This window comes from Bradyrhizobium sp. SZCCHNRI20481, assembly GCF_032485055.1.
In the GTDB taxonomy this organism is placed as follows: domain Bacteria; phylum Pseudomonadota; class Alphaproteobacteria; order Rhizobiales; family Xanthobacteraceae; genus Bradyrhizobium.
Map to the genome: position 1 here is coordinate 60,273 of NZ_JAUEUE010000006.1, position 15,427 is coordinate 75,699.

The following is a 15,427-nucleotide window of genomic DNA, read 5'->3' on the forward strand; positions in this document are numbered from 1 at the left end:
CTGTTTTCGAGCACGCCCGAGTCGAATCAGAATCGGCGAAGAGTCAAACGGATTCACGCGAGCCGTCGTTCAGGCCGCGCGCCGGATCACACATGCTGGCTTTCCGGACGGCCTCGCAATGACGGCGCCGGCCGGACAACGAGGATTCCGCCGCGCGCTACTGCGTTTTCGCGACGTGCGGCGAAGCCTGGGTGATGAAGGAGGTCGCCTCGAGCATCGCCTTGCCGAAAGAGGTCGGAATCACGACCCGGAACGGCACCAGGATGCGCGTGCCCGCGAGCGGCACGAAGAATATCTCCATGTTGCGGGCCTGGGCGAGATATTTGATCACCGGCCGGTCCGGGATGTAACCCGCAACCGGCGTGAAGTAGACCGCGCAGACCAGCGCCGGGCCACGATAGCCTTTGTCCGCCTTGACGTTCTCCATGCGCTTGTAGTCGAGCTTGAGCTCGTAGCGCATGCGGCCGTCGAACACGGGCGCAGCGCCGCGGCACGAGTCCGGCGACAGCAGCTCGCCATTGCCCGGCACCCGCACCAGCGAGGCCGTCATCGGATCGAGCACGCCGCGCTTGTGGGCATCCGTTACCGGGATGCGGTCGGGATCGACCGGCGGCGTCGGCTCGATGGCGAAATCCTTCACGGTGCCGTTCTGCAGATTGATGCGGATCTGCTCGGACTTCTTTCCCGTGGTGGTCGAGGCCTGGTAGCTCTGCCCGACCAGGGCGCCGTTGACGACGCGCCCCTGCACCGACCCGGTGCCCGATCCTTGGGAGAAGCTCTTGAGCAGGCCCGCGGTGCCGCCCTGAGCTGCGGCGCCGTACTGATCATCCCCGATTTCGACCGCCCAGGTGCCCTTGCCGACGGGGATGCCAGCCAGCGAAGCCTCATATTGGGCGTCCAGCCGGGCCTGTGCCCAGGCGCCGTGGGGGGCCAGCAGCAGGAGCGCCGCGATGGAGCCGGCCACCGCCAGGCGCCGGAAACGGAAGAAGGCCGTGCTGTTGGTCACGTCGAAATGGTCCTGCCGATCCGCTTGTCGGGCCCCGGCCCCTGTGCCGCGCCACTGCTGTTACTTACGCCAAAAACGCTCCTGAACAACGCGAACCGGTCACATCCTGGCCGATTGTCCAGCGCTTTACGTCCGGCTCCGCTTCCGGCGAAGCCGCATCGGGCGGCCCAACTCCCCGTGAGCCCCTGCAATCCGCCGGGCTCGACGGGCCGGTTTGACGCGCCATCGCGCGAACGTCCACTCATCACGCCCGAATGCGCCCTTTATGTGGTCTCCGGCGATCGGCTATGATGTTGATTGTACGACGTCTTTCAGAGAAAAACGGCCACGCGGACGCCTATGGCCGGACGCCCTGCCGCGGGCGCAAATACCGCCGCCGTGAAGCGAGGCAGCCCTGCGATTCGGCGCGTGGCTAAGGTGCCACCGGCCCCATCCCTCAAAACCTTGACGAAAAGCCGCATCCCCCCTATAGGACCGCATCTCCCAGAGACGAGCTGGACGAGTTTTGGACCCCCGCGGCCCGCCGACACAGGCGGACGGAAGGGTGCGGGGATGAGAGAGGATTTACTGCCATGTCGCGGCGCTGTGAACTGACGGCCAAGGGCCCCCAGGTTGGCCACAAGGTCAGCCACTCCAACATCAAGACCAAGCGGCGCTTCCTGCCGAACCTGTGCAACGTGACCTTCATCTCGGATGTACTCGGCCGCAACGTGCGCCTGCGCGTCTCGACCAACGCGCTCAAGAGCGTCGACCACAATGGCGGCCTCGACGCCTATCTGCTCAAGGCTAACGCTGCGGCGCTGTCGCCGCGCGCGCTGGAGCTGAAGCGCGCCATCGAGAAGAAAGCGGCGGACGCTGCCCCGGTCGCCAAGGCGAGCTGAGAGAGCAAGCCGAAATCCACGATTGATGCAGAAGCCGGACGCGTCACAGGCGGGGCTTCGAGCGAAGCGAGATATCGAAACGGCCGGATCGAGAGATCCGGCCGTTTTGCTTGCGGATGCCGTGACCAGCCGACAACTCTGGACACGGCAGCCGGCGCGGGGCGACCGGACACGTCGAGTGACCATCCGTTCGTACGGCGGCGCCATTCGATCACTTCGCTATGTCCGTCGCGCGGCGCGCAACAGCGACCCAGACGAAGTGCCATAGGAACCGACCTCCCCAACACCAGCCCGATGCTCTACACTCGTTGCGGTAGCATTATCGCGGACATTCCTTTGTCATGAAGAATATTGTCATCTGCTGCGACGGCACCGGCAACGAGATCAGCGAAAACATCTCGAACGTGCTCAAGCTCTATCGCTGTCTGCGCAAGACCGACAAGACGACGCCACTCCAGGCCGTGTTCTACGATCCCGGCGTCGGCACCCTGACACAGCCGGACAGCTGGCATCGCTTCAGGGCCAATTTCAACATGGTGCTGGGGCTCGCCACCGGGTACGGCCTCGACGACAACATCATCAGGGCCTACTGCTTCCTCGCCACGCATTACCAGCAAGGCGACCGCATCTTCCTGTTCGGCTTCTCACGCGGCGCCTACACCGTGCGCGTGCTTGCCGGACTGATCCACAAGGTCGGGCTGATCTCGCCCGATCAGATCAATCTCGCCGGCTCGGGCGTGATCGCCTACAAGAAGTACTCCTCCGACAATCCGAAGGCCGGACGCGGCATCACCACCGAGGTCGAGAGCACCGAGGACGACGGGCCGATTCCCGAGAGCCGCGACGACCAGGCCGCGCAATTCGCGCGCATCACCTCGACACGCTGGCCAACGATCCATTTCGTCGGCGTGTGGGACACGGTGGCCAGCGTCATCGTGCCGCGCACCGACCGGTTCCTCGCCCTCCCCAGCCTCGAGGAGCTCGCCTTCTCGATCGAGAACCCGAGCGTGAAGATTTTCCGGCAGGCCGCTGCGATCGACGAACGGCGCTGCATGTTCCGGCTGAAGCCGTGGAACATGCCGCAGACCTTCACGCCGAACCGCTTCAACAAGGCGCATGCGGGACCGCAGGACGCCAAGCAGGTGTGGTTCGCCGGCGTACATTGCGACGTCGGCGGCGGTTATCCCGAGGCGCAGTCGGCGGTCTCGAAGTATCCGCTGCTGTGGATGATCGACGAGGCGGTCGAGGCGGGGCTGGCGGTCAATCCGCGCACGGTGAACCAGCTCGCCTGGGGCGTGCAGCGCAAGAACAGCCCGTTCTCCTATGTGGCGCCGAGCATCCAGGGCCCCCTGCACGATTCGATGAGGCCGGCCTGGCGGCTGCTCGAATGGCTGCCGAAGAGCGCGACGTACAAGGAGTGGCCGGAGCGCAAGGCGCGTTTCGGATTCTACATTCCGAATTGCGAGCCGCGCTTCATTCCCGAGGGCGCGTTCATCCACGAGAGCGTGCTGATGCGGATCGCGGAATCGCAGGACTACCGGCCCGTCAATCTGCCCGCGTCCTATGAGCGCGTACCGCTTCCGGTCAAACAGAAGGCGGAGTAGCAGCAACAGCGCGTTGCGGGTCGAGCAGCGTCTTCGGAGGCTCGCGCGTGGCGGATCGCCTCAGATCATGCGCAGATGGATGACGCCGTCGGTCACCTCGCCACGGGCGAACTGCTCGCGCGCCATCTGCTCGAACGCCGTGCGGTTTCGCTGCAGATAAGCGAACGCCTGATTGCGTGTGCCGAAGCAGGTCTCGAGATGACAGACCTGCCGCGTGGCGCCGATTGCAAGCGCAAATGCGATCGTCTGGCCTCCACGCTGCGTCTCGTCCTTTGCAATGCGAACGTCTGTAGCTGTCAACTTGGCCACGTCAGCCTCCTCGGTACGAAGGTCGGATCTGTACGCGGGACGCGGTTGAGGCGTAATGATCAGGCATGGATCGCCCGTTTGTTCGAGCACCAGCAACGGATCTGAAGTTCCGATAGTTCCACCGGGCAGCCGACGTCGGAAGGCGAGATGAAGCAGCCCTAGCGAGCGACCTTCTTCCGCCGCTTCGGCGCAGGCGCAGCAACAGGACCCGCTTGCGCAGCTTCCGCTTCCTTGGCGAGCCGCAACACGCGCAGCCGCTCCATGTTCTTGCGGACCGCCATCGCGCGCTGGTCCCATTCGGCGCGCGCCTTCGCCCCGTCCTCGGCGGCGACGCGCTGGCGCTCTGACCGCGCAATGCTTTCGGGGGAGCGTTCTGACATCCTCTTGGTGGCCATCGACTGATCCTTCCGGAGATGCGGGTTACCGTCGAGACGCAGAAAGCCCGCTCAATACAGGATCGAGCGGGCAAACCAGCCATTTCAGTACATCCGTGAAATGGCCCAAGACGTCAGATCAGTACGATCAGACCAGCGCGAGATTTTCTGCGCTGGTTTTACCGCGCATCTTGTCCGTCTTGACCTCAAAACTGACTTTCTGGCCTTCAGCCAAGCCAGCGAGACCAGCGCGTTCAACCGCGCTGATGTGAACGAACACGTCGTTCCCGCCATCCTCCGGCTGAATGAAACCAAAGCCCTTCTGGCCGTTGAACCACTTGACGGTACCCTGCATGTCTATCTCCAAATCATTAATCGCGCGACCATCACGCGATCCTCATTCAACTGAGCGATGACTTTTGGAAATAGCCCACAGGCACATTCAGAAAGGCACAGCGGCTAATCGAACTACCTCAAGGTAGAGATTTTCTGGGGGAATACAAGGCCACGGGGCAAATATAGTTTGCCGAGAGCCGGAACCGTGAGTCGGCTCACGCTGGCAATATCAGCAAATTGCCCTTATCTTCACTGGACCATCGGTAACGGCCTGGCCATCGATGGCTGAGAGACACTCGTGCTCCCGCCTTCCGACGAAGGGGATCATCGTGTCTCGCACGTATTGTGCTCATCACATTGTGAGCAACACGTTTCATTGACGCCGCTCTGCTGAGCGCGCCGCTCCCCCGCCGCAGCGCCGATCGGCTTCGCCAACCTAATTTCATCGATAGAGATGAAGACAAGGAGGACACTTTTGCAGGTTCTTGTTCGTGACAACGACGTCGAGAAGGCGTTGCGCATCCTGAAGCGGAAGATGCAGCGCGAAGGCGTATTCCGCGAGATGAAGCGCCGCAGATCCTACGAGAAGCCATCGGAACGCAAGACGCGCGAGAAATCCGATGCAATCAGGCGCCAACGCAAAGTCGCGCGCAAGCTGGCCATCCGCGAAGGCTTGCTGCCTGCGCCGGTCAAGAAGGTACCTGCGTCGCGGCCGGGCGTGCTGCCCTCCACGACCTCGACGCGCCCCGATCGTGATCGGCCGCGGGATTCACTCACCTCTGCAACGCCGCGCAGCTGAGCGAACGACGGCATGTCCGCCGAAAACGACGGACCCGACGGAAAGAGGCTGGCGTTCACGCCAGCTTTTTCGGTTGTTTACCGGCGTTGTCGGCCGCTTCGCGCGCCAGGCGCTCGGCCTTCAGTCGCTCGCGGTTCTGATCGAACGCGGTCTGAGCCTTTTCATAGTCGCTCCTCGGCGGCTCGGCCGGCTTGAAGGCCTTGTGAGCCTCGCGCACGGCGGCCGTTGGCTTGCGCTCCGACATGATGACAGTCCTCGTTGGAATGGTGAACGCCGCTGCGACATCCTGTCGAGACTGGCATAGCATGGGCACGGTTCAATGACGGCCTCGGGTAGACGGAGCCCGCTGTCTTGGCGCGGACCGGCTTGGACGACCACCCTGCGGCCTCATCGGGGCCCTTTCTATTATAATCCAAATACGCCGAAGATGTTGCAAGGAATTGAACCCGACCCGGTGCTCCATCGTTCCGACCGGCCGACGGCTTACGCACAATCACGCCATCCCGTGCTTGCGGCCGGGCACGGCAGCGAGCAACTCGCGCGTATAGGCGTGTTCGGGATTGGCGAACAGCGCCGCGGTCGGCTTCAGCTCGACGATCTCGCCCTTCTGCATGACAGCGATCCGATCGCAGATCTGCGCGGCCACCCGCAGGTCATGCGTGATGAACAGCATCGACAGACCAAGGCGCGCCTTCAAATCTTCCAGCAGCCGCAGCACCTGCGCCTGGACGGACACGTCGAGCGCCGACACCGCTTCATCCGCGACGATGATCTCCGGATCGAGCGCGAGCGCGCGCGCAATGCCGATGCGCTGACGCTGGCCGCCGGAGAATTCATGCGGGTAGCGGCCGATGGCGCCGGCGTCGAGCCCGACCATGCCGAGCAATTCCTGCGCGCGTTTCAGCGCTGCGTCGAGCGCGGTGCCGCGGGCGACCATGCCGTCGGCGATGATGCGGCCGACCTTGCGGCGCGGGTTGAGCGAGGCGAACGGATCCTGGAAGATCATCTGGATGCGATGACGCTGCGCGCGCAATGCGCGGCCGTCCAGCGCCGTGAGATCGACATCGCCGATCCGCACCGTGCCGCGATCGGCCTCGATCAGCCGCATCACCAGACGCGCAACGGACGACTTTCCTGAGCCGGACTCGCCGACGAGTCCGAGCGTCTCGCCCTGATGGATCGCGAAGTTGACCGCATGCGCCGCGCGCGTCTCGCGCTTCGGACGGAACCAGCCGGTCGTCGTCACATAGGTCTTGTCGAGGCCGATCACCTCCACCGCCCGAGGCGCATCCTCGCGTGACTGCCGTGGCGGCGGATCGAACGACGGCACCGCGGCGAGCAGCGCCTTGGTGTAGTCATGCTGCGGATGGCCGAGCACGGCGGCGGCCGTGCCCTCCTCCACCACCTTGCCATGGCGCAGCACCACGACCTGGTCGGCGATATCGGCGACGACGCCGAAATCATGGGTGATGAACATCACCGCCATGTTGTGGCTGGCCTGCAGGTTGCGGATCAGCTTGAGGATCTGCGCCTGGGTCGTGACGTCGAGCGCGGTGGTCGGCTCGTCCGCGACGAGCACGGCCGGCTCGAGCGCGAGTGCCATCGCGATCATCGCCCGCTGGCGCTGGCCGCCGGAGAGCTGATGAGGATAGGCGCGGATGATGCGCTCCGGATCTGGCAGCCCGACCTCACGCGCCAGCGCCAGCGCCTTGGCGCGGCGCTCCCGGGGGCTCAGCAGATCATGCGCTTCGAACACCTCCATCAGTTGCTCGCCGATCCGCATTAGCGGATTGAGCGCGGTCATCGGCTCCTGGAACACCATGGCGATGCGGCGGCCGCGCAGATCGCGCCAGCCTTCGGCATCGACGGCAAGCAGGTCGCGTCCCTCGAAGCGGATCTCGCCGCTTTCGACTCTGACAGTATCCGGTAGCAGGCCGAGCAGCGCATGCGCGCACATCGACTTGCCCGAGCCGGATTCGCCGACCACGCAGACGATTTTGCCGGCGGCGAGATCGAACGAGACGCCGTCGACCGCATGGGCGCGCTCTGCGCCCGTCGGCAAGGCGATGCGGAGGTTCCTGATGGCAACGACGGGATCGGCCATCTTCTCACCTGCCCTCGCGCGACAGGCGCGGGTTGAGCGCATCGTTCAGCCCCTCGCCGATCAGATTGAGGCCGAGCACCGACAGCAGGATCGCGACGCCAGGAAACACCGTGATCCACCACGCCTGACGAATGACGGTGCGACCGGCGCCGACCATGTAGCCCCAGGAGATCAGGTTGGGATCGCCGAGGCCGAGGAACGACAGCGAGGATTCCAGGAGGATCGCGGTCGCGACCATCAGCGAGGCCAGCACGATCACCGGCGACAGCGCGTTGGGCAGGATCTCGCGCCAGATGATCCAGGCATTGCTCTGTCCGGTGACGATGGCCGCCTGGACATATTCGCGGGTCCGCAAGGACAGCACCTCGCCACGCACCAGCCGCGCCACCGGCGGCCAGCTAACGAGGCCGATGGCGGCGACAATCGAATAGATCGACGGCTGCAGGATCGCGACCAGCACGATGGCGAGCGCGAAGCTCGGGATGGTCTGGAAGAACTCGGTGAAGCGCATCAGCGCATCATCGACGCGGCCGCCGAAATAGCCGGCGATGGCGCCGAGCGGCACGCCGACGATTAGCGCAACGAGTGTCGAGACGAGACCGACCAGCAACGAGACGCGGGCGCCGAAGATCAGGCCGGCGAGCACGTCGCGTCCCAGCGCATCGGTGCCGAGCGGGACCTTCGACAGCGTGAACGGCGGAACGAACGGCCGTTGCACCATGCGCCACGGCGAGTTGGGAAAGTACAACGGCCCGGCGACCGCGATCACGATCGCCAGAGCGAGAATGATCAGCCCGATGATACCGCTCGGGCTGCGCAGCATGGTGCGCCACAACTGCCTCATGAGGCGTACTCGATGCGCGGATCGACCAGTCGGTAGACGAGATCGGTGACGAGATTGAAGATCAGCACCATGGCGGAGGAGACCACGAACACGCCGAGCAGCAGGTTGTAGTCGCGCTGGATCAGCGCGTCGTACATCAGCCGTCCGATGCCCGGCCAGGCGAAGACCGTCTCGGTCAGCACCGCGCCGCCAACCAGGGTGCCGGCGTGAACGCCGGCGAGGGTCACCACCGGCAGCAGCGCGTTGCGCAGCACGTGGCGGCGCAGGATGACGCCATCGCGCAGGCCCTTGGCGCGCGCGGTCTTGACGAAGTCGAGCCGCTTGACCTCGAGCATCGAGGCGCGGGTCATGCGGGTGTAGGTCGCCATGAAGAACAGGCCGAGCGTGGCAGCCGGCATGGCGAGATGTGCGGCGACGTCGAGCGCATGGCGGACTCCCGTATAGCCGGCACCGACCGTTTCATAGCCGAAGCTCGGCAACCAATCGACCCAGACCGAGAACAGCAGGATCGCGATCAGGGCGATCCAGAACAGCGGCGTCGCGTAGAAGATCAGCGCGAGCACAGTAATTGCAGTATCGAGGATCGTGCCGGCGAAGCGCGCGGCGAGGGCGCCGAACAGGATGCCGAGACCGAGCGAGATCGCGAACGCGGTGAGCGTCAGCAGCAGCGTCGCCGGCAGCCGCTCGGCGATCAGCCTGGCGACCGGCGCCTGCTGGCGGAACGAGAAGCCGAGGTCGAGGCTGGCAATGCCCTTGACGTAGATGAGGAGCTGTTCGGGCAGCGGACGGTCGAGGCCGAATTTTTCGCGCAACTGCGCCACGAAAATCTGGTCGGAGGCGCCGGCTTCACCGGCCATGACGACGGCCGGATCGCCCGGCGCCAGCCGGATCAGGAAGAAATTCAGCACGATGATGGCGAGAAGGACGATGACGCCTTTCACGACGCGCTGGGCGATGAAGGAGAGCATGAAAGGTCCGTGGAGGTCAGCTCGGCAAGACAGCGAAACACCGGAGCGCGGGGATCATGGCCGCGCCCCGGAGTGCACCGCTATTTGTCGAGCCAGGCATCGCGAAAGCCGTCGTTGACGCCGATGCCGGTGGTGATGAGGTTCTTCACCTTGCACTTGGTGATGGTCGGGAACTGCAGCTCGAGCAGCCAGGCCACGGGTATGTCCTCAGCCAATATCTTCTGCACCTTGTCATAGGCCTCCTTGCGCTTGGCGTCGGTCGGCGCCGTGGCGCCCTCCGCGAACAGCTTGTCGACCTCCGAGTTGGAGTAGCCCTCGACGTTGTTGAACAGCTGGCCCTTGGCGATCGCCGAGGTGATGTAGTTGCGGGAGACGCCGAGCGCGGGATCGCCGTACTGATAGAGATAGGTGAAGGCGATGTCGTAGTCCCACTCCATGATCTTCTGGTTGCCGCCCGGGACGTCAGTCGCGATCGTCTCGATGTTCATGCCGACATCCTGCAGGTTCTGCTTCACTGCCTCGCCCCAGCGCTGCCAGGTCTCGCCATAGGCCAGCGGCAGCATGCGGATCTTCTCGCCCTTGTAGCCGGCCTCCTTGAGCAGCGCCTTCGCCTTGGCCGGGTCATACGGATATTTCGGCACGTCGTCGCTGTAGAACTTGATGGTCGACGCCGACGGGCCGGTGGCCACCTTGCCGAGGCCGTTCCAGATCACGTCCTTGGCGAAGTCGCGGTCGATGGCGTACATGATCGCCTGACGCACCTTCTTGTTGGCCAGGATCGGATTGCGGTTGTTGAGCCACATCCAGGCCAGCGGCGAGAAGAACTCCCAGCCGGCGCCGGTGACGCAGGCGCCGGGCAGCTTGGAGACGCGCGGCACGTCGAAATTCTCGATCGAGCCGCCCGGCAGCACGTCCACCTTGCCGGTCTCGAAGGCGACCGCGCGCGCGGCGGCGTCGGGAATGATCTGCCAGTAGACCTCGTCGAGATAGGGCTTGCCCTTCTCATGGTAGTTCGGATTTTTCACCATCCGGATGAAGGAGCCCTTCTGCCATTCCTTGAACATGAAGGGGCCGGTGCCGACAGGCGCGTTGTTGTTCGGATTGGTCTTGTAGTCGGTGCCCTCATACAGGTGCTTCGGCACCATCGGCATCGAGCCGACCTCGAAGATGCCGATGAAGGGACCGAACGGCTCCTTCAGCGTGAACACCACCGTGAGATCATCCGGCGCCTCGACTTTCTCGACCATCACGAGGTTGTTGCGGGCGCGCGCATGCGTCTGCTTCAGCATCTCGATCGAGAACAGCACGTCGGCCGAGGTGAACGGCTTGCCGTCGTGCCAGGTCACGCCCTTCTTGAGCTTGAAGGTGTAGACCTTGGCGTCCGGGCTGATGGTCCAGCTCTCGGCGAGGCCGGGCAGCGGTTCGAGCTTGGGGCTGTAGCGCAGCAGGCCTTCGAAGATGTTGCCGGCGACCATCTGCGTCGGGCCGTTCTGGACCATCGCGAGCATCAGGCCCGGCGGCTCGGGCTGAATCACCGCATTGACCACGCCGCCGACCTTCGGCTCCTCCGCTTGCGCCGCGGACAGTCCGCAGCCAATGACTACACCCAGCAGCACCCGTTTCAACATGATGAACTTCCCAAATGTCATTGCGGGCCGCGATGCATCAAGCGCGCCAAGGTGCGCGATATCGCCATGCGGCTTCTGATGTGATGCCTGCTCTGGGCGCATGGGCTGTTGGATCGTCCGCGCGCAGCGCCGTAGAACGGGCTCCAATACGACCGCGGGCAACGCTTTGGAAACGTCGCCAGGACCTGTGTCAGTCGCGCAATGCGCCCCCGGACGACGCGGCTCACAGGTCGAGCCCCTTGATGCAAAGGCTCACACGATCGCAATCGCGGCCGCAAGATGAAACTCGCGACAGCGTTAGCCCAAAAATTGAACAGGGAAAATCAGCGCCGCAGACGCGCGATCGCGCCGGAAACGATCTGCATGATCACGCCGATGATCCAGCCGACCATGATCAGCGACGTCCAGACGATGTGCGGATCTTCGCGCAGGATGATGATGGCGACGGCGAAGAACGCCGTCAGGGTCGCAAGGAAGGTCCCGACGGCGCTCAGGAATTCGGCCGTATCGATCTTCGTCTCCGCAGGTGAGTCCTCGTCATGCGGATGAAAAGGGAGTTGCGGCGTGTCGATGCCGAGATAGAAGCCCAGTGCCCCAGATAGCATCATCACGATCAGGAAGCCCTGCGTGGTCAGCAACGGAACGCTGGAGCCGACATGCGCCCCGACGAAGACGCCGCAGGCGGCCCCCGCCAGAGCCAAACCCGAGCGTTCGAGGATATGGGCAAACTTCCTGACGCGAAACCGCATGACCTGCCCCCAAATGTCAGACCCGCCACGCGCATGCAGCGGATTCGACGCCTGGACCGTCCTAACGGCAAGACCGTCACCCAAACGTCAAATCTGAAGCTGCACTCGCGCGAAAATTTTAGCTACATTTCTTTTGATGCCAGCACTGCCCGAAAGGGAGGGCGAATGCTGGCGCCAACATACTAGGCGGCCCTGGTCAGGTCGGCATTGAGGTGGCTCAACCTCGGCATGACCTCCTGCTTCAAGAGGCGCAGCGAGTTGTGCCAGGCTTCCGGCCTGTGCTTGTAGTCGAAGCCGAACACGCACAGCGTGCCGAAGCCGCCGACCTCATGCCAGATCTTCTCGATCTTCTCGGTCACCGTGGCCGGCGAGCCGACGATCCAGTTGCGCTTGGCGCAATAATCCACCGTCACGTCGGAATCGGGCACATCGGGTGAGTGCTTCAGATAGTCCTTGAAGCCGAAATGACCGAGCAGGGGCAGGAAGTATTCGCCCATCATCCGTCCCATCATGTCGCCGGAGGACAAGCGCCAGGCTTCCTCGTCCGTATCGGCGACGAATACCTCGCGCACCAGCCGCCAATCGCTGCGGCTGGGCTTGCGGCCGGACTTGGCGGCGCCGGCCTCGACCGAGTCCCAGTGCGACGACACATAGGCGGGGTTGAGGTTGAGGCTCATCGGGATGAAGCCGCGCTCGCCGGCGAGCTTCAGCGTGTCGGAGTTCTTCGATAGGCCGGCGACGCCGATCGGCGGATGCGGCGCCTGCACCGGCTTGATGTGCGGCTTGAGGAAGTCGAACATCACGTCGGGCTTGGTCACCGTCCAGTACTTGCCCTTGTACGTCCATGGCGCGTCCTCGGACCACATCTTCAGGATGATCTCCAGAGCCTCGCGCGTCATCTCGCGGTTCTGGCCGCTCATGCCGTCGACGTTGAACATCGCCCAGTCGCTCGGCAGGCCGGATGCGGCAATGCCGAAATTGAGGCGGCCGTCGGAGAGGTGATCGAGCATCGCGACGCGATTGGCGAGTTCGGCCGGGTGATGATAGGGCAGCAGGAAGCCGCCGGGCCCGAGCCGGATGTTCTTGGTTTCGCGGAAGGCCTGCGCCAGAATCAGGTCGGGCGCCGGATGCGGCTCCCACGGCGCGGTGTGATGCTCGCCGATCCAGGCTTCCTGATAGCCGAGTTCGTCGAGCCACCGCAGGACCTGCAGGTCCCACTCCTGCCCCTCCTTCAATCCGCACTCCGGCGGATGCGAGGGCATCGTGAAATATCCGATTTCCATGGCGCTTTCCTCTCGCGTTTATATTGCGGCGCATCTTTGCGATGCGCTCATCTTCACGCGAGACGAAACACGACCAGACGAGTCGGCATCGCCGCACGTGGTCTGCGAAGTCTAGCACTTCGTCCGACAGCGACAATCGTCAGCCGTGTCGCGGGCGGAATGATGACCGCAGAATTTTGCAACGCTGATGCGCAACATTGCGGTCATCAATTGCACGTCAGCGTGCGCCGAACGTCGTCCTGCCGAACAGCTCCTTCTGCGTCGACGGCTGCGAGCGCCAATATTGCGGAGGTGCGGCGACTTGTCCGCCGAGCTCCGCTGCGGCGTGCCAGCCCCAGCGCGGGTCATAGAGCATGCCGCGGGCCAGCGCGACCATGTCGGCCTTGCCCGAGGCCACGATCTCCTCGGCTTGCTGCGCCTGCGTGATGAGACCGACCGCAATGGTGGGAAGCGCCGTCGCCTGTTTCACGGCCGCGGCGAACGGCACCTGATAGCCGGGTCCGAGCGTGATCTTCTGCAACGGCGACACGCCGCCCGAGGAGACGTCGATCCAATCGGCGCCGCGGCGCTTCAGCTCTTGCGCAAACGTGATGGTCTGATCGAGATCCCAGCCGCCGTCGACCCAATCGGTCGCCGAGACGCGCACGCCGACCGGTCTGTCCGCCGGAAATACCGCCCGCACCGCATCGAACACGTCGAGCGGAAACCGCATGCGGTTTTCGAGCGAGCCGCCATAGGCGTCGCTGCGCTGGTTGGCGATCGGCGACAGAAACTGATGCAGCAGATAGCCATGCGCGCCGTGGAGCTCGATCGCGTCGATGCCGAGGCGCGCGGCTCGTTGGGCTGCGGAAACGAACGCATCGCACACCCGCTTCAGTCCGGCTGCATCGAGCTCCTGCGGCGCGAGCTCGCCATCCTTGTGCGGCAGGGCCGAGGGCGCGACCGTCTGCCATCCGCTGTCCGCGAGCGGAATCTGCTGTCCGCCATCCCACGGCTTGTGGCTGGAGCCCTTGCGGCCGGCATGGGCGAGCTGCATCGCAACCGCAGCCTTCGCATGTTTGCGAACCGAGGCCAGGATCGGCTTCAGCGCAGCTTCCGTCGCATCGTCCCACAGCCCGAGGCAGCCGGGGGTGATGCGCCCGATCGGCTCGACATGCGTCGCCTCGATGCAGAACATCGCCGCGCCCGACAGCGCCAGCGTGTTGATGTGGGTGAAGTGCCAGTCGTTGGCCGCACCATTCTCGGCCGAGTACTGGCACATCGGCGACACCATGATGCGGTTGGCGAGTTCGAGACTGCGCAGCTTGATCGGAGTGAACAGGGCGCTCATGCTGAGTTCCAGGTTGCGACGGTTGACGCGATGATCTGATGGCGGCGAGTGTCGATCATGGACGAGGCGCGGTCAACGCGAGCCGCCGCAGCGGCGCCGCGGCTCACCCCACCAGCGTGAACTGCAGCAGCAGCGTGCGCTGGATCATCGAGAAATTGTCGTCGGACACCAGCGTCAGCACGGTCTCGCCCTCCGGCGTGACATGCGCATCGATGCCCTCGAGATTGTCGATCTCCTGCCCGAGATCGGCGGAGAAGATCGCCGGACCATCGACCAGCGCGCCCGGCGCGATCTGCGCAAGCATCAGCCGGCGGATTCGAATGCCGACCCCGTTGAACAGCGAGAACTTGCGTTCGAGCACCAGCAGATCGCCCGACGGCAGCAGCACGGCATCGCTGACGTCGAACTCGTTGCTGCGGACGATGCTGAACTGTCCCGCCGCGGGTCCGCCGATCAGGAAGGCGAGCAGATTGCCGTTCGGGTCCAGACCGCGCTCGGAGAGCGCGATCAGGGCGCCGGCGAGCGGCAGGCCCTTCGGCACGACTACCAACGCTTCCAGTCCCTTGTTGTGGGGTAGCCGCTTGGCGGCCGACGGCAGCGGCACGATCTCGCCGCGCGCGCCGGTTCCGCCCTTGGCGAAATCGTAGCGCAGGAGCTGGTTGACGCGCTCGAGGCCGACATAGACGACGTCGCCATCGCGAGCGAGCGACTCGGAATCATACCAGCCGCGATCGGTGATGGGCCGTCCGTCCGGACCGAGCAGCGGCGCCGCTTCGACATCGGCGAGCCCCGCGATTTCGCGGCCGGAATAGGCAATGCGGCCGGTGAACCAGCCGCCCTTGTCGCTGACCGCGAGGAAGCGTTCACCCTTGGCATCGAGCCGGATGCCGGACAGGCCGCCGAAGCCGGGATAGGACGAGGTCAGCGCCACGCCGCTGCGATACTGCAGCATCCCGAAGCGCAGATGGGTCCTATCGCGGAGGTCGAACGCAGGCAGCGGTCGCGCATTGACCTCGATCTTCACCGGCGACGTGACGGAGTGCTCGTCGGAAGCTGCGCGTCTGCGGACAGGCGTCGGCGCGAGTTGCGCACGAGCCGTCGTGGACCATGCGAATGCCGACACTCCGCCGATGGTCAGCGCGAGAAAGCGCCTGCGGTCGGCAATCGCCTGCAGCGACATCGTCAGCGGAGCCCCCTCCCCCACCTCCTCCG

General features: G+C 64.5%; 16 protein-coding genes. 3 read left to right on the forward strand and 13 right to left on the reverse strand.

The genetic code is table 11. The features are described from left to right. Positions 1-157 precede the first annotated feature (157 nt). Positions 158-937: a DUF3108 domain-containing protein gene (locus QX132_RS11090; RefSeq protein WP_315735736.1), complete on the reverse strand. Its 780-nt coding sequence runs from the start codon at positions 935-937 to the stop codon at positions 158-160. Positions 938-1,578: 641 nt separating this feature from the next. Here QX132_RS11090 and rpmB point away from each other — a divergent pair. Together rpmB and QX132_RS11100 are read left to right on the forward strand one after the other, a co-directional pair. Then, positions 1,579-1,887 carry a 50S ribosomal protein L28 gene (rpmB, locus tag QX132_RS11095; protein ID WP_315735146.1) on the forward strand — a complete coding sequence of 103 codons (309 nt, stop codon included), beginning with the start codon at positions 1,579-1,581 and terminating at the stop codon, positions 1,885-1,887. A 341-nt stretch (positions 1,888-2,228) separates the two neighbouring features. Continuing rightward, on the forward strand, positions 2,229-3,491 hold the full coding sequence (locus tag QX132_RS11100; RefSeq protein ID WP_316161157.1) for a DUF2235 domain-containing protein: 1,263 nt from the start codon (positions 2,229-2,231) through the stop codon (positions 3,489-3,491). 60 nt (positions 3,492-3,551) lie between these two features. Here the strand turns inward: QX132_RS11100 and QX132_RS11105 are convergent, their stop codons facing one another. The 3 genes from QX132_RS11105 to QX132_RS11115 form a co-directional block, all read right to left on the reverse strand. Next, positions 3,552-3,896, reverse strand: a complete 345-nt coding sequence (locus tag QX132_RS11105) for a hypothetical protein (RefSeq protein ID WP_315756922.1) — start codon at positions 3,894-3,896, stop codon at positions 3,552-3,554. A 62-nt stretch (positions 3,897-3,958) separates the two neighbouring features. Further along, positions 3,959-4,195, reverse strand: a complete 237-nt coding sequence (locus QX132_RS11110) for a transcriptional regulator (protein ID WP_315735151.1) — start codon at positions 4,193-4,195, stop codon at positions 3,959-3,961. Positions 4,196-4,322: 127 nt separating this feature from the next. After that, entirely contained in the window at positions 4,323-4,529 is a 207-nt protein-coding gene (locus QX132_RS11115; RefSeq protein WP_315735153.1) for a cold-shock protein, read from the reverse strand. Positions 4,530-4,985: 456 nt separating this feature from the next. On the opposite strand from QX132_RS11115, the gene rpsU reads away from it, so the two are divergent. Continuing rightward, complete coding sequence (gene rpsU / locus QX132_RS11120; protein ID WP_315773200.1) at positions 4,986-5,309, forward strand: 30S ribosomal protein S21; 324 nt, start codon at positions 4,986-4,988, stop codon at positions 5,307-5,309. A gap of 55 nt (positions 5,310-5,364) precedes the next feature. On the opposite strand, the gene QX132_RS11125 is transcribed toward rpsU, so the two are convergent. The 9 genes from QX132_RS11125 to QX132_RS11165 all read right to left on the reverse strand — a co-directional run bounded on the left by QX132_RS11125 (position 5,365) and on the right by QX132_RS11165 (position 15,395). Then, positions 5,365-5,553 (reverse strand): hypothetical protein, encoded by a 189-nt coding sequence (locus tag QX132_RS11125; RefSeq protein WP_315735157.1) that lies wholly within the window; start codon positions 5,551-5,553, stop codon positions 5,365-5,367. A gap of 249 nt (positions 5,554-5,802) precedes the next feature. After that, complete coding sequence (locus QX132_RS11130) at positions 5,803-7,413, reverse strand: ABC transporter ATP-binding protein (protein ID WP_316161158.1); 1,611 nt, start codon at positions 7,411-7,413, stop codon at positions 5,803-5,805. Positions 7,414-7,417: 4 nt separating this feature from the next. Beyond that, entirely contained in the window at positions 7,418-8,257 is an 840-nt protein-coding gene (locus tag QX132_RS11135; RefSeq protein WP_316161159.1) for an ABC transporter permease, read from the reverse strand. Then, positions 8,254-9,225, reverse strand: a complete 972-nt coding sequence (locus QX132_RS11140) for an ABC transporter permease (protein ID WP_315735163.1) — start codon at positions 9,223-9,225, stop codon at positions 8,254-8,256. The genes QX132_RS11135 and QX132_RS11140 overlap by 4 nt, the downstream gene beginning before the upstream one ends. A gap of 80 nt (positions 9,226-9,305) precedes the next feature. Further along, positions 9,306-10,853, reverse strand: coding sequence for an ABC transporter substrate-binding protein (locus QX132_RS11145; protein WP_316161161.1), 1,548 nt, complete (start codon positions 10,851-10,853; stop codon positions 9,306-9,308). Positions 10,854-11,176: 323 nt separating this feature from the next. Beyond that, the gene (locus tag QX132_RS11150; protein ID WP_315735167.1) at positions 11,177-11,602 is read right to left on the reverse strand and encodes a hypothetical protein; all 426 of its coding nucleotides are present in this window, start codon (positions 11,600-11,602) and stop codon (positions 11,177-11,179) included. 182 nt (positions 11,603-11,784) lie between these two features. Further along, positions 11,785-12,885, reverse strand: a complete 1,101-nt coding sequence (locus QX132_RS11155) for an LLM class flavin-dependent oxidoreductase (RefSeq protein WP_315775680.1) — start codon at positions 12,883-12,885, stop codon at positions 11,785-11,787. Between the two features lie 217 nt (positions 12,886-13,102). After that, positions 13,103-14,215 carry an NADH:flavin oxidoreductase/NADH oxidase gene (locus tag QX132_RS11160; protein WP_316161163.1) on the reverse strand — a complete coding sequence of 371 codons (1,113 nt, stop codon included), beginning with the start codon at positions 14,213-14,215 and terminating at the stop codon, positions 13,103-13,105. Positions 14,216-14,318: 103 nt separating this feature from the next. Next, a complete protein-coding gene (locus tag QX132_RS11165) occupies positions 14,319-15,395 on the reverse strand; it encodes an esterase-like activity of phytase family protein (protein ID WP_316161164.1) in 1,077 nt (358 codons plus the stop codon). Between the last annotated feature and the right edge of the window lie 32 nt (positions 15,396-15,427).

Bases quoted from the DNA above. Each gene is read 5' to 3' on its own strand.
- QX132_RS11115 (WP_315735153.1), bottom strand. From the start codon at position 4,529: ATGCAGGGTACCGTCAAGTGGTTCAACGGCCAGAAGGGCTTTGGTTTC.
- QX132_RS11145 (WP_316161161.1), bottom strand. From the start codon at position 10,853: ATGTTGAAACGGGTGCTGCTGGGTGTAGTCATTGGCTGCGGACTGTCC.
- QX132_RS11110 (WP_315735151.1), bottom strand. From the start codon at position 4,195: ATGGCCACCAAGAGGATGTCAGAACGCTCCCCCGAAAGCATTGCGCGG.
- QX132_RS11160 (WP_316161163.1), bottom strand. From the start codon at position 14,215: ATGAGCGCCCTGTTCACTCCGATCAAGCTGCGCAGTCTCGAACTCGCC.
- QX132_RS11135 (WP_316161159.1), bottom strand. From the start codon at position 8,257: ATGAGGCAGTTGTGGCGCACCATGCTGCGCAGCCCGAGCGGTATCATC.
- QX132_RS11100 (WP_316161157.1), top strand. From the start codon at position 2,229: ATGAAGAATATTGTCATCTGCTGCGACGGCACCGGCAACGAGATCAGC.
- QX132_RS11165 (WP_316161164.1), bottom strand. From the start codon at position 15,395: ATGTCGCTGCAGGCGATTGCCGACCGCAGGCGCTTTCTCGCGCTGACC.
- QX132_RS11150 (WP_315735167.1), bottom strand. From the start codon at position 11,602: ATGCGGTTTCGCGTCAGGAAGTTTGCCCATATCCTCGAACGCTCGGGT.
- rpmB (WP_315735146.1), top strand. From the start codon at position 1,579: ATGTCGCGGCGCTGTGAACTGACGGCCAAGGGCCCCCAGGTTGGCCAC.
- QX132_RS11130 (WP_316161158.1), bottom strand. From the start codon at position 7,413: ATGGCCGATCCCGTCGTTGCCATCAGGAACCTCCGCATCGCCTTGCCG.
- QX132_RS11155 (WP_315775680.1), bottom strand. From the start codon at position 12,885: ATGGAAATCGGATATTTCACGATGCCCTCGCATCCGCCGGAGTGCGGA.
- QX132_RS11125 (WP_315735157.1), bottom strand. From the start codon at position 5,553: ATGTCGGAGCGCAAGCCAACGGCCGCCGTGCGCGAGGCTCACAAGGCC.
- QX132_RS11140 (WP_315735163.1), bottom strand. From the start codon at position 9,225: ATGCTCTCCTTCATCGCCCAGCGCGTCGTGAAAGGCGTCATCGTCCTT.